At 30.6% G+C, this 13,937-nt stretch carries 13 protein-coding genes; 9 read left to right on the top strand and 4 right to left on the bottom strand.

The window, feature by feature from the left end; all coding sequences use genetic code 11:
- Positions 1 to 6 precede the first annotated feature (6 nt).
- The 5 genes from cmoB to ACMCMH_RS09070 all read left to right on the top strand — a co-directional run bounded on the left by cmoB (position 7) and on the right by ACMCMH_RS09070 (position 6,908).
- Positions 7 to 918 (top strand): tRNA 5-methoxyuridine(34)/uridine 5-oxyacetic acid(34) synthase CmoB, encoded by a 912-nt coding sequence (cmoB, locus tag ACMCMH_RS09090; protein WP_412724791.1) that lies wholly within the window; start codon positions 7 to 9, stop codon positions 916 to 918.
- A 3-nt stretch (positions 919 to 921) separates the two neighbouring features.
- The gene (locus ACMCMH_RS09085) at positions 922 to 2,169 is read left to right on the top strand and encodes an NAD(P)/FAD-dependent oxidoreductase (protein ID WP_412724789.1); all 1,248 of its coding nucleotides are present in this window, start codon (positions 922 to 924) and stop codon (positions 2,167 to 2,169) included.
- A 222-nt stretch (positions 2,170 to 2,391) separates the two neighbouring features.
- Positions 2,392 to 4,047 (top strand): acetolactate synthase large subunit, encoded by a 1,656-nt coding sequence (locus ACMCMH_RS09080; protein WP_412724787.1) that lies wholly within the window; start codon positions 2,392 to 2,394, stop codon positions 4,045 to 4,047.
- A gap of 31 nt (positions 4,048 to 4,078) precedes the next feature.
- On the top strand, positions 4,079 to 5,470 hold the full coding sequence (locus tag ACMCMH_RS09075) for an aldehyde dehydrogenase family protein (RefSeq protein ID WP_412724785.1): 1,392 nt from the start codon (positions 4,079 to 4,081) through the stop codon (positions 5,468 to 5,470).
- A 97-nt stretch (positions 5,471 to 5,567) separates the two neighbouring features.
- Positions 5,568 to 6,908 (top strand): MATE family efflux transporter, encoded by a 1,341-nt coding sequence (locus ACMCMH_RS09070; RefSeq protein WP_412724783.1) that lies wholly within the window; start codon positions 5,568 to 5,570, stop codon positions 6,906 to 6,908.
- 33 nt (positions 6,909 to 6,941) lie between these two features.
- On the opposite strand, the gene ACMCMH_RS09065 is transcribed toward ACMCMH_RS09070, so the two are convergent.
- Entirely contained in the window at positions 6,942 to 7,193 is a 252-nt protein-coding gene (locus ACMCMH_RS09065; protein ID WP_412724781.1) for a hypothetical protein, read from the bottom strand.
- Positions 7,194 to 7,196: 3 nt separating this feature from the next.
- Positions 7,197 to 8,477, bottom strand: coding sequence for a citrate synthase (locus tag ACMCMH_RS09060; protein ID WP_412724779.1), 1,281 nt, complete (start codon positions 8,475 to 8,477; stop codon positions 7,197 to 7,199).
- A gap of 352 nt (positions 8,478 to 8,829) precedes the next feature.
- Here ACMCMH_RS09060 and ychF point away from each other — a divergent pair, with 352 nt between their 5' ends.
- From ychF to ACMCMH_RS09040, 4 genes are all read left to right on the top strand, one after another.
- Positions 8,830 to 9,930: a redox-regulated ATPase YchF gene (ychF, locus tag ACMCMH_RS09055; protein ID WP_412724777.1), complete on the top strand. Its 1,101-nt coding sequence runs from the start codon at positions 8,830 to 8,832 to the stop codon at positions 9,928 to 9,930.
- Positions 9,923 to 10,624: an AzlC family ABC transporter permease gene (locus ACMCMH_RS09050; RefSeq protein ID WP_412724775.1), complete on the top strand. Its 702-nt coding sequence runs from the start codon at positions 9,923 to 9,925 to the stop codon at positions 10,622 to 10,624. The genes ychF and ACMCMH_RS09050 overlap by 8 nt, the downstream gene beginning before the upstream one ends.
- Positions 10,614 to 10,937, top strand: coding sequence for a branched-chain amino acid transporter permease (locus ACMCMH_RS09045; RefSeq protein WP_412724773.1), 324 nt, complete (start codon positions 10,614 to 10,616; stop codon positions 10,935 to 10,937). The genes ACMCMH_RS09050 and ACMCMH_RS09045 overlap by 11 nt, the downstream gene beginning before the upstream one ends.
- A gap of 65 nt (positions 10,938 to 11,002) precedes the next feature.
- Positions 11,003 to 11,617, top strand: coding sequence for a hydrogenase-4 component G (locus ACMCMH_RS09040; RefSeq protein ID WP_412724771.1), 615 nt, complete (start codon positions 11,003 to 11,005; stop codon positions 11,615 to 11,617).
- Positions 11,618 to 11,648: 31 nt separating this feature from the next.
- On the opposite strand, the gene glyS is transcribed toward ACMCMH_RS09040, so the two are convergent.
- Both glyS and ACMCMH_RS09030 read right to left on the bottom strand, forming a co-directional pair.
- On the bottom strand, positions 11,649 to 13,673 hold the full coding sequence (gene glyS / locus ACMCMH_RS09035; protein WP_412724769.1) for a glycine--tRNA ligase subunit beta: 2,025 nt from the start codon (positions 13,671 to 13,673) through the stop codon (positions 11,649 to 11,651).
- The gene (locus tag ACMCMH_RS09030) at positions 13,674 to 13,844 is read right to left on the bottom strand and encodes a hypothetical protein (protein WP_412724767.1); all 171 of its coding nucleotides are present in this window, start codon (positions 13,842 to 13,844) and stop codon (positions 13,674 to 13,676) included.
- Between the last annotated feature and the right edge of the window lie 93 nt (positions 13,845 to 13,937).

Here is a 13,937-nt window from a genome sequence, read left to right as displayed (position 1 = left end):
GCATTTATGAATTTAGATACTATAAGAGAAGAAAGAGCAAAATGGCTTGAATGGAAAAATATAGTTCCAATGAGAAATGCTCTGGCAAACATACAAACAATTAACACTGACAATTTGGATATATCTTACAGCGACTGGGTAACAGTAGGTGATAAATCAGATATTACAGATGAACAGCTAAACTTTTTAGAAGAAAATGCAAAAGCTTTGATTCCATGGAGAAAAGGTCCATTTTCATTATGCGGTCTTGATATAGATAGCGAATGGCAAAGTAACCTAAAATATAACCTACTTAAAAAACATTTTAATATCAAAGATAAAATTGTCGCTGATGTTGGATGTAATAACGGATACTATATGTTTAGAATGCTGGAAGAAAAACCTAAAAGGATTGTAGGTTTTGATCCATCTGCTATTTTTAAAACACAATTTGATGTTGTAAATCATTTTGTAAAAGGTAATATTAAATATGAGCTATTAGGTGTAGAACACTTAGAGTTTTATGAACACAAGTTTGATATGATATTTATGTTGGGTGTTTTATACCATAGAAGTGATCCAATTGCATCTTTAAAATCTTTAAATCGAGCTTTAAATAAAAATGGTGAGATTATTGTAGATAGTTTTATGATTGATGGGGATGAAGAGGTAGCTCTATGTCCAGAATCACGATATGCAATGATTCCTAATGTTTATTTTCTACCAACAGTTAATTGTTTTAAAAACTGGTTAAAACGAGCTGGCTTTACTGATATAGAACTTATAGAAATCACCACAACTGACGATAAAGAACAAAGAGTAACACCATGGACTTTTGGTATGAGTTTAAATGATTTTAGAGACCCTAATGATCCTACTAAAACTATTGAAGGCTACCCTGCTCCAAAACGGGCTTATTTAAAAGCCCGAAAAAAATAATCTATGACTTATGATTTAATTGTAGTGGGTTCTGGTGCTGCTGGACTAGCTGGGGCAATAAAAGCTGGACGAGATGGTAAAAAGGTCTTACTATTAGAAAAACTTTCACAAATCGCTACAAAACTAAAAGCTACTGGTGGGGGAAGATGTAATCTAAGTAATACACTCGATAACACTTCATTTATGCAATCATTTGGTAAAAATGGTCGTTTTATGACAACTGCTTTAAATAAAATGGATCATAATGATTTAATGAATTTTTTTAAAAGTATAGATTTAGAAACTCATATACCAGATGGGTTTAGGATATTTCCCGTAACTCATAGTTCAACTACCGTTATAAATGCATTAACTAATGAATTAAAAAAGTTAGATGTTGAAATATTATGTGAACAAAGAGTTGAAGAGATCATAACCAAAAACAGTAAAATAACATCAATCAAAACGCAAAATAATATCTACAATACAAAAAACATTCTTTTGGCTACTGGAGGAATGGGTTACCCTAAAATGGGAGCAACAGGAGATGGTTTTCCTATCGTTGAAAGTCTAGGACATAAAGTAACTAAGCTCTATCCAGCCATGATGCCTTTAAGTACAAAAGAAACTTGGCAAGGAAATTGTCGAGCAGATACTATCTCTAAAGTGACTATTAAAGTAAATATTCCAAATAACAATAAACTAAAAAAGCTCACAGCAAAAGGTGATTTGATATTTACATCCACAGGGTTAAGAGGTCCTGTTATTTTAGATTTTGCACGAGAAATCACTCCATTCTTAGATAAATATAAAGAAGTTCCTATTTTAGTTAATCTAACACATGGAATGAATGAAGATCAAATTATCAAAGCTATAAAAGAAAAAAGTACAAAAGAACCAAGTAAAAATATAGTAGAGATTCTCTCTTCACTTGTTCCTACTTCATTAGCAAAAGAATTATGTAAAATTTGCAGTATAGATATAAGCAAAAATTATAAAAATATTCAAGGTGAAGCAAAAAATAAACTTATTAAATTATTAGCTTGGACACCATTTACAATTTCAGGACATGATGGATTTAACAAAGCGATGATCACAAGAGGAGGAATTAGTCTTAAAGAGATAAATCCTAATACTATGGAAAGTAAAATTATAAAAGGGCTTTACTTTGCTGGTGAAATCATTGATATTGATGGTCCTTGTGGTGGATATAATCTACAATGGTCTTTTTCAAGTGGCTTTTTAGCAGGTGAACTTTTGGTCAACTTATAATAGTCATAAAGAGAAGATATTATTCATAAATTTCTTTTTAATATGATTTTTTTTGTATAACTTATTTTAATAATTTTATGTGAATTTTTGTAGCATTAATTTTATTTTTCAAACAGAATTTTCCACTTTAGATATGTAGTTATATTTTTTAATAGTGCTTTAAATGAAATTGTGAGAAACTCCCATCATATATTTAATATAAAAATACAAAACGGAGAAAAAATGAACGCATCAGACTTATTTATAAAAGCGTTAGAAAACGAAGGCGTAGAATATATTTTTGGTATTCCAGGTGAAGAAAACCTAGACTTACTTGAAGCACTTAGAAAATCGGATAAAATTAAATTAATTTTAACTCGACATGAGCAAGGTGCTGGTTTTATGGCTGCTACTTATGGTAGATTAACAGGAAAAGTTGGTGTTTGTGTATCTACACTTGGACCGGGAGCTACAAACTTTACAACAGCAGCAGCTTATGCACAACTTGGTGCTATGCCAATGTTAATGATTACTGGTCAAAAACCAATTAAAAAATCAAAACAAGGTAGATTTCAAATTATTGATGTTGTTGGGATGATGAAACCACTAACTAAATATGCAAAAGTAGTTGTAAATGGAAATAACTCTCCAGCTATGATTAGAGAAGCATTTAAAGTTGCAACTACTGAAAGACCAGGTGCTGTTCATATTGAGTTCCCTGAAGATATTTCAGCTGAAGAAAACTGTGATGACAATATCTATCCTGTTCAAGAGTTTGAATACCCTACAGCCAACAAAAAATCAATTGCTGATGCAATTAAAATGATTGAAAAAGCAAAAAGACCATTATTATGTGTTGGTAATGCTGCAAATAGATCTGAAGTATCTGGTATCTTAACTGATTTTGTTAATGAAACTGGAATTCCTTTCTTCTCTACTCAAATGGGTAAAGGTGTTATTGATGAGAACCATAAACTATGTCTCTCAACTGCAGCATTATCTAAAGATGACTTTATTCACTGTGCAATTGATAGAGCTGACTTAATTATTAATGTTGGTCATGATGTTATTGAAAAACCACCATTTTTTATGGAAAATACAGAAGGTGCTACAAAAGTTATCCACTTAAACTACTTCCCATCTGAAGTTGATGATACTTATTTTCCACATTTAGATGTTGTAGGTGATATTGGTTCAAGTATGGAAAAAATCACAAATAATATTTCTAAACAAGACCACTGGGACTTTGATTATTATGTGAGATTAGCTGATGAAATTAGAACAAGACTTTCTAAATATTTTGAAGATACCAGATTCCCAATCTTACCACAAAGAGCAGTAAGAACAATTAGACAAACACTCACAAGTGATGATGACATTGTAACACTTGATAATGGTGTATATAAAATCTGGTTTGCAAGAAACTACAGATGTGCTAAACCAAACACACTATTATTAGATAATGCCTTAGCAACTATGGGTGCAGGACTTCCTTCTGGTATGGCTGCAAAAATGGTTAGACCAGATTCAAAAGTAGTTGCTGTATGTGGTGATGGTGGATTTATGATGAATGACCAAGAGATGGAAACAGCTGTAAGACTAGGTCTTGACATGACAGTAATTATTCTTAATGATAACTCATACGGAATGATTAAATGGAAACAAGCTGGTATGGGATTTGAAAACTTTGGACTTGATTTAGGAAACCCTGACTTCGTTAAATTTGCTGAATCATTTGGAGCAACTGGACATAGACCAACATCTTGTGAAGATTTTGCTGAAACTTTAGAAAAGTGTGTAAATGGTAAAGGTGTTCACCTTATTGACTTAGCTGTTGATTACTCTTTAAATCATTCAATTTTAAATGATTTATTAGCTAATAAACAATGTATGATATAATTAGAAAGAAAAATAAATAAAAAGGACAAACATGAGTACAATTGAAGTTACATCACCGTTTAATGATAAAGTAGTAGGAACAGTTCCATTTTTAAATGTGGAAGAAGTAAAAGCGGCTATTGATTTAGCAAATGATACTTTTCATGATCATAAAAATGCGCTTCCAAAATATAAAAGAATCGAAATTTTAGAAAAAGTTGCAGAGATTATGAGTTCACAAATTGAAGAGCTTACTATTCTTTGTGCATCTGAAGGTGGTAAACCTTACATGGATTCTAAAGTAGAGATTCAAAGAGCTATTAACGGTGTTAAACTTTCTATTGAAGCATTAAGTTCATTTGAAGGTTCTGAAGTTGCTATGGGTCATACTGCATCAAGTGCAAATAGAATGGCTTATACATTTAAAGAACCTATTGGTGTTGTTGCTGCAGTTTCTGCGTTTAACCACCCATTTAATTTAGCAGTTCACCAAGTAATCCCTGCGATTGCTGTTGGTTGTTCTGTTATTATTAAGCCTGCTACTCAAACACCTATGTCTGCTGTTAAACTTATTGAAATTCTAGCTGAGGCTGGTCTTCCAAAAGGTTGGGCACAAGCAGTTGTGTGTGGTAGAGAAGCTGGTGAATTACTTGCAACATCTCCAAAAATCAATTTCTTAACATTTATTGGTTCAGGATCTGTAGGTTGGTACCTTAACTCTAAAGTTGCAAATGGTACAAGAGTTGCATTAGAACATGGTGGAGTTGCACCTGTTATCGTTGAGCCAGATGCTGATATCGATGCAATGATTCCAGACTTAGGAAAAGGTGGTTTCTACCATGCTGGTCAAGTTTGTGTATCTGTACAAAGAGTTTATGTTCATGATTCAATAGTTGATGAAGTTGCTTCTAAATTAGCTGATTATGCATCTAAATTAGTTGTAGGAGATCAATTAGATCCTAAAACTGAAGTTGGACCATTGATCAATAACAATGAAGTTAATAGAGTTGAAGAGTGGGTAAATGAAGCAAAAGAAAAAGGTGGAAAAATCTTAACTGGTGGAAACAGAATCTCTGCATCTTGTTATGAACCAACAGTTATTTTAAATCCTGCTGATGATGCTTTAGTATCTACAAAAGAAGTATTTGGACCAGTTGTATGTGTTTATTCATACTCTGATATTGAAGATGCTTTTGATAGAGCAAATGCTTTAGAAGTTTCATTCCAAGCTGCTGTATTTACTAAAAATATTGACACTGCTTTAAAAGCTGTTAAAAGATTAAGTGGTACTGCTGTTATGGTAAATGACCATACTGCATTTAGAGTTGACTGGATGCCATTTGGAGGAGCTAACGCTTCTGGATTAGGTATGGGTGGTATTGAGCACTCTATGATTGAGATGAGTAAAGAAAAATTAATGGTGATCAAATCTCCTGTTTTATAATTTTTTATAAACTCTCAATATCAATATTTTAAAGGCTAAGATTTAACAATCTTAGCCTTTTTACATTTATTATCTAATTTATTCGATACAATACAAAATGAAAAAAAATGAACTCCTCACAAAAGATATAAAAACTTTAATTAAACAAATTGCAATTCCCTCTAGTATAGGTATGTTTTTTAATACCATGTATAATGTCATCGATACTTTTTATGTAGGTATGATATCTACCGTTGCCATAACCGCTCTTTCTTATAGCTTTATGGTCTTTTTTATGATACTGTCTATTAGTTTTGGACTTTCATCTGCTATTACAGCTCATGTTGGTAATAGCTTAGGAAAACATAAACATAAACTAGCAAAAATATTTGTACTAAATGGACTCACTTTTATTACACTTGCATCTATATTACTATGCTTTGGTGGCTATATTTTTTTAGAACAGATATTTACTCTTATGGGTGCAAAAGATACAGCACTTACACTCTCTTTAGAATATACAAATGTGATATTAATAGGTGTCATTCCTATGTTATTGGGACTAGGTGCCAATGCTGCACTTATAGCTAAAGGAGATACCAAAAGTTATCGAAATACTTTAATATTTGGTTTTTTTCTTAACCTCATACTTGATCCTCTTTTTATATATGGTTTCTATTTTATACCTTCATTTGGTTTTGTAGGTGTTGCATACGCAACAGTATTTATTCAATTTATTACTTTTTTTTACATTACATATAAACTTTATAAAACAAATTTATTTGATTTTAAGACACCTAAAATGTTTTTACCGGATATAAGAATTTATAAAGAACTTGCAAGACAAGCAATCCCTATGAGTCTAAATATGCTCACTATGTCACTTGGAACTATGCTCATTATGTACTTTGTATCATTTTATGGATATAAGACTGTTGCGGCTTTTGGTATAGGGTATAGAGTAGAACAAATTATATTATTGCCTATGTTAGGTTTAAATACAGCTGTAAGTGCTATAGTTTCCAATAATTATGGAGCTAAGAACTTTGATAGAATATATGAAGTTATTAATAAGTCATTAAAATATGGGTACATAATGAGTGCTATTGGCGTTATTTTTTTAGTTTTATTTGGAAAATATATAATTATGCTTTTTGATACTGATCTAGAGGTTATTAATACAGCGTATACTTATGTAGTTATTGAAAGTGTGATATTTTTTGCTTTTATCACTTTATTTATCTCTAATTCTGTTTTACAAGGGATTAAACAACCTTTTATTATACCTTATGTAAGCGTGTATAGACAACTTTTGATGCCATTTATTCTTTTAACTATTGCTGTTAAATATTTTGATTGTAGTGTAGTAACCGTATGGATTATTATTGGAATTATTATTTATAGTGCTGCTATTTGGATCTATTTGTATATGAAAAGAAAATTGGAATATATAAAATAAAAATATTTTAAAATATTTTTATTTTATAATTTATTATTGAACTAAGTATGGTATAAAAAAAACCAAAACAGTCAATACTGAAGCAACTATCCCTGTATAAAACTGAGATATTCCAGTTTTATCAGGATTTGCTTTCATATCAGCGTAAGTTTTATTATCTCTAAAGGCAACCCCAAACCCTCTAATAGATTGAAATATACCCATAAAGATAATTAGCCATGTCACCCAAGTTGCTTGCTCATAACTGAAAGCAATTGCATGAAATAGTTGTTCAGTTGAAGTCATATATTATGCTCCTGTATACAATTGTCTAGGTCTAGCTATTTTTGCTTTTTTATCTTCTTTATACTCTAACCATTGTGAAATCCAACCAACTGTTCTACCAATAACAAAAATTGGAGTAAACATAGATGTAGGGATTTTTAATGCTGTTAAAATAACACCAGAATAAAAATCAATATTTGGATACAGTTTTCTTGATACAAAGTATTCATCATTTAAAGCAATATCTTCAATTTTACTAGCAATTTTCATTAACTCAGAATCTAGTTTTAATTCATCTTTTAATTGGTCTTGTAAACCTCTTAGAATTTTAGCTCTTGGATCAAAATTTTTGTAAACTCTATGTCCAAATCCCATAAGTCTAAATGAATCATTTCTATCTTTTGCTCTAGCAATAAACTCATCAACTCTATCTACTGAACCAATCATCTCAAATTGTCTAATAACTTGTTCATTAGCACCACCATGAGCACTTCCCCATAAAGCAGAGATACCAGAACTAATAGCTACATAAGGGTGTGCATTAGTTGAAGCAACATTTCTTACTGTTGTAGTAGAAGCATTTTGCTCATGATCAGCATGTAAAGAGAAAATTGCATCAAGTGCTTTAACTTCAACTGGAGAGATAGTATTTTCACCATCATTACCAATTTTCATAACACCACCTGGATATGCTCTCATCATGTATAAAAAGTTTTCTGTAAAACTTCTATTTACATCTGGATAAATAAACGGAATACCCATAGAATGTCTGTATGAGAACGCAGCAATTGTAGGCATTTTAGCAATAATTCTAGCAGCCATCTCTAAAGCTTCTTCATCATTTTGAATCTCTATGTGATCACCATAAAACACTGTAAGTGCAGCAACTGCAGAGTTCATAATAGCCATAGGATGTCCAGAGATAGGGAAAGAGTTAAATAATCCTCTCATTCTTTCATGAATAAATGATCTATGTCTTAACTCTAAGTCAAAACCTTTTGCTTCTTCTGGAGTAGGTAATCTTTTCTTTAATAGTAAATAACAAACTTCAATATAAGAGTGGTTTTCTACTAACTCTTCAATATCAACACCTCTATGTCTTAACTCACCTTTATCACCATCAATAAATGTAATTGCAGATTTAGTACTTGCTGTTGATGTATATCCTTGGTCATATGTAAACATACCTGTTTGCCCATAAAAAGAAGAGATATCTACTACACTTGGTCCTCGTGTACCATCAAGTATATCAAATTCGTATGATGTACCTGTTCTATTGTCTGTCATTGTAAAAGTATTGTTCATTGTAATCCTTGTAAAAATTTGTTTATTGCTTATTATAAAATTGAAAATAAATCAATCTTTATATTAAATTGTATGTTACAAAACTGTTTATAAACTTAAACTTAATTATTACTCTAATAGTAAGTTTAATTCAGTATTGTTATAACTGCTTATTTATCTATTATTTAAAGCCTTATCGTTAAACAAAGAGTATTTTTGAATAAATATTTTTTTATTTAAGTTGTCTCTTTTTTACTCACATTTTTTATATCAACATATTTCAAAAGTATATTTATAGACTATTTCTCTTATCTTAACATTTATAATTATTTTGATATAATCGCGAATATATAACAACTCAAAAGGAAATAGAATGGGATTAGGTGTAGGTATCGTAGGACTTCCAAACATAGGTAAATCAACAACTTTTAATGCTTTAACAAAAGCACAAAATGCAGAGGCACAAAATTATCCATTTTGTACAATCGAACCAAACAAAGCAATCGTTCCAGTTCCAGATAAAAGACTTGATGAATTAGCAAAAATTGTAAATCCAGAAAAAATACAACACTCAACAATTGATTTTGTTGATATCGCAGGTTTAGTTAAAGGTGCTTCAAAAGGTGAAGGTTTAGGAAATCAATTTTTATCAAACATTAGAGAAGTTGAAGTTATTTTACATATGGTAAGATGTTTTGAGGATCCAAATATCGTTCATGTTGAAGGTGGAATTGATCCTATTAGAGACTTAGAGATTATTGAAACTGAACTTATCTATGCAGATATCACTCAATTAGACAAAAAAATAGATAGACTGAAAAAAGAAGCTAAGTTTGATAAAAAAGCTGCTGCTAAATTAGAGATTGCTAAAGCTTTAGCTGAACATTTAGATGCATTAAATCCTGTCAAAACTTTTGAAGATAGAGATAATGAAGAGTTTGAAGAATTAGATAAAGAATTAAGATTTTTATCAAATAAAGATGTTATTTATGGTGCAAATGTAGATGAAGACTCACTAGTTGATGGTAATGATTATGTAAACAAACTTCAAGCTCATGCTGATACTGTTGGTGCTGATTTAATTATGCTTTGTGCTAAAATAGAAGAAGAACTTGTAGGGATGGAAGATGATGAAGCATTAGAGATGTTAAATGACTTAGGTGTTGAAGAATCAGGACTAGAAAAAATCATCCACAAAGCATTTGATAAACTTGGTCTTCAATCATACTTTACAGCTGGTAAAATCGAAGTGAGAGCTTGGACTATTCCTCAAGGGTGTACAGCTCCTAAAGCTGCATCTGTTATTCATAATGACTTTGAAAAAGGTTTCATCAAAGCTGAAGTTATCGCTTATGAAGACTTCGTATCTTTAGGTGGAGAAGCAAAAGCAAAAGAAGCTGGAAAGTTAAAACTTGAAGGTAAAGATTATATCGTTCAAGATGGTGATGTTATGCACTTTAGGTTTAATGTCTAAACTCTTAAACTACGACAAAGAGTTCAAATCAGCCTTAACTATATCTATCCCAGTGATGATGGGATATCTAGTTTTAGGCTTTGCTTTTGGACTACTATTATCCTCTTTTAACTACGACTGGTATCTAGCTCCGCTTATGTCTATTTTTATATATGCTGGTGCTCTGCAGTTTGTAGCTATTGGTTTTTTTAATGCTAAAGTAGGACTTATTGATATTGCAATTGCAACTATTTTTATAAACATACGACAATCTTTTTATGGATTATCTTTATTAAAAAAATTTAAACATACAGGAAAATTTAAAAAGTATCTTATCTTTGGACTTACGGATGAGACTTATGGGCTTCTTACTACTATTCATGAAGACAAAAGATTAAACAAAAAATACTTTTACTTTTTCCTTACTGCTCTTAATCAGTTTTATTGGATTATAGGTTCTACACTAGGAGCTATTATAGGCTCAAATATAAAGTTTAATACAAATGGTTTAGAGTTTTCACTAACAGCACTTTTTATAGTATTATGTATTGAACAATATAAAAAACTCCAAAATATTTTACCTTTTGTTATAGGAGCAACAGCATCGATTGTAGCATTGATTTTAGTCCCTAATGATAAAATGCTCATCAGTTCTATAGTGATATCTTTATTATTACTTTTTACATTTCAAAAAAGAGTAGAAAATGACAAATAACGAAATCTATTTAGCAATAATTGTAATGTCTCTTACTAACTATTTGACAAGGCTATTTCCATTTATTTTTTTCTTAAAAAAAGACCCTCCAAAAATAGTAGTATATGTTGAAACATATTTTCCACCAGTGATTATGACTATTCTTATTTTTTATTCGATAAAAGATGTAAACTTAACAGTATATCCTTATGGTTTGAAAGAACTTATAGCCATAGTTTTCACAGCAACTATTCATCTTTGGAAAAATAACTATTTAGTTTCGATTTTTGGTGGAACTATTTTTTATATGCTTCTAGTGCAAAATATCAGTTAACTTTCTTAATATTAGTTTAATTTTAAATCATCTATAATAGTGTACAACTGAAAAAGGGGTACACTATGCAAATTAATAGTAACGGTTATACTCAAGCACATGAATCAGCGAAACAAAATGCTAATATTCACCAAACAGATCCATCGAACAAAAACAATGAAAAAGAACTAACGATAGAAGAGCAAATTAATAAGTCTGCAGTTGAAGTTTCATTATCTATGAACGCACAAATTATATTGTTTGCAATGGATAGTAAAGATTTGGCATCAAATAATGCCAAGGCTCAAACATCAATTTTAAACTTTCTTTCAGGCAAAGAAGTTGAAGGGGAGTTGAGTCTAAAAGATATTGGTTACGAAGGTAAACCTATAACTGAACTAAGCCAAGATGAAGCTTCTGAACTTGTATCTGATGAAGGTTTTTTTGGAGTTGAACAAACTTCTCAAAGAGTTGCAAACTTTGTCTTTAATTTCTCTGGTGAAGATTTAGAGATTTTAGAAAAAGGGAGAGAGGGTATCGTCCAAGGTTTTGAAGAAGCAAAAAAAATGTGGGGAGATGAGTTACCTCAAATTTCTCATGATACACAAGCTAAAACTTTAGAACTGATTGATGCAAGAATTGCAAAACTTAAGGGTACTGACACAAACCTAGAAACAACAATGGGGGGGGGAAAAAACTAAAAGCCCTTAACTAAAGGGCTTTTGAAATTGTCTATATCGTAATCTCTTTAATATCAGCAATCTCTTTAAATGAATTATAAACTGTACCAATAAGATTTTTTCTATTTGTTTTAATTTTTATATCTTCATGATTTACAAAAACATTATTGAAAAATACATCTAGTTCTGGTTTTAAACTAAATAGTGCATCAAGTTGTTCATCATATGTAGTATATACAGTTCCTGAAATTTGAGAATATTTTGTGAATAAAACTTCCTCTTCCTCATCTTCAAATAACGAAGAGTCAACTGTTAAAGTAGAGTTTTCATCTAAATCTTTAACAATATTTGCAACTCTTTTAAATGTATCACTTACATTTTTAAAATCACTACTATTAACCAGTGGGTTTAGAGCTTCGATTTTTAAACTCGTGCTATAAATATCATTGTTGGCATTACTATTTAAAACTGCTTTAATTACACTTGGATTTACTTTGTTATAAAGTTTATATAATCTCTCATTTAAAAACTCTGTTAATTGTGCTTTATCTAGTTTAGGATAGTTTTCTAAAGAAACATCAATAATTGAAGAGATATCTAAATTTAATTTATGCTCAATACAAATTTTGTATATACCTTGTGCTGCTCTTCTTAATGCAAATGGATCTCTACTTCCTGTTGGAATCATACCGACACTAAATAATCCCATTAAGCTATCTAATTTATTTGATAAAGAAACTATACAAGAAAATGTATTTGATGGTAAAGCACTATTTTCTCCATCTGGAAGATACTGCTCTTTTAATGATAATGCAACTAACTCATCTCTACCCTCTTTTTTTGCATAGTAGTACCCCATAAGCCCTTGCAAATCAGTAAACTCATAAACCATATCAGTTAATAAGTCAGCTTTACTTATCATAACAGCTTCATTTAAAAGCTCTTTATCTTCATCCATATCAAATTGAGTTGCGATTATATTTGCTATTTTTGCTTCCCTTTCACACTTATCATACATAGAACCTAATCCATCTACAAAACTTACTTTTTTTAGTCCATCATTTTGTAAACCATTTTTGATATCATTTTTCCAGAAAAACATACCATCAGCTAGTCTTGGTCTAAGAACCTTTTCATTTCCAGTAATGATATGTGAGAAATCTGTTGTATAAGAGTTAGAAACTACGATAAATTTATTTGTGATTTTTCCATCTTTATATACTGCAAAGTATCGTTGGTGTTCTTTCATAGAACCTATGATTACCTCTTCTGGTAACTCTAAAAATTCTTCATCAAATTTTCCAAGTTGGGCTGTTGGATACTCAGTAATAGCCACAACTTCATCAAGAAGTTCTTCATCGATTTCGATTACGATATCGTTTTCTTTTTGGATTTTTTCCATTTGAGTTAAGATAGTTTTTCTTCTCTCATCTGGATATAAAACAACACCCTGTTTATCTAACTTACAAAAATAATCCCCTGCAAAATCAAAAGTAAATGGTTCATAAGAAACCATTCTATGTCCAAAACTCTGTTTTTTAGACTGAACTCCAAAAAGTTCAGCATCAATCACATCATCGCCAAGAACTATACTCAAACCTCTAATAGGTCGAATAAAACTATCTGTTCTACTTCCCCATCTCATAGATTTACCAAAATTAAGTTTTGCAATAAATTCATTTACCATAGCACTTAAAAGTTCACTTGATTTTTTACCCTCTACTGTACTTTTGTAGTATAAAAATTCTTGTTTCCCTTTTGCTTTTGTTTCTACTTGATCTAAAGATACACCACATTTTTTAGCAAAACCATGAGCAGCTCCTGTAGGCTCACCATCTTTATATGCAATATTTATAGGTGCTCCCCATAACTCTTGCTCTTTGTCATCTTGAACAACTTTAAACTCTCTATGCCAGAAAACTAATCTTCTAGGGGTATAATAAAAATTAAACTCACACAGTAAATCATTTGATTCTAATATCTCAGCCCATTTTTTTTCAATATTTGGTAACTCTTTTAAAAATGGAATCGCTGGTAACTCTTCAACTACGATCTCTACTAATAATGGTTTAATCATCTATTTTTCCTCTTCTTTATTTGTATCTGTGTGTTTTTCTAAATTCTTTTTTTCTATCTCATCTAGTTTATCTTGATGTTTTTTTACTTGTGTTTCGTTCATTCCACGAAGGAAAATAAAAAGGATGTATATAAATCCAGCCCACACAATTATATTTAATATCTCTTTCAATTTAATATCTCAACTTTATATTCTGTTTTAATTCCCATTTTATCCTAAATTCACTTTGTAGATTATAATAACTAGAAAATTTGCCAAGTAGTA

This window comes from Arcobacter sp. 15-2, from assembly GCF_047159865.1.
In the GTDB taxonomy this organism is placed as follows: Bacteria; Campylobacterota; Campylobacteria; order Campylobacterales; family Arcobacteraceae; genus JAIOSF01.
Note: the sequence above shows the minus strand (reverse complement) of the source record. Positions and strands in the feature narration are given on the sequence as shown.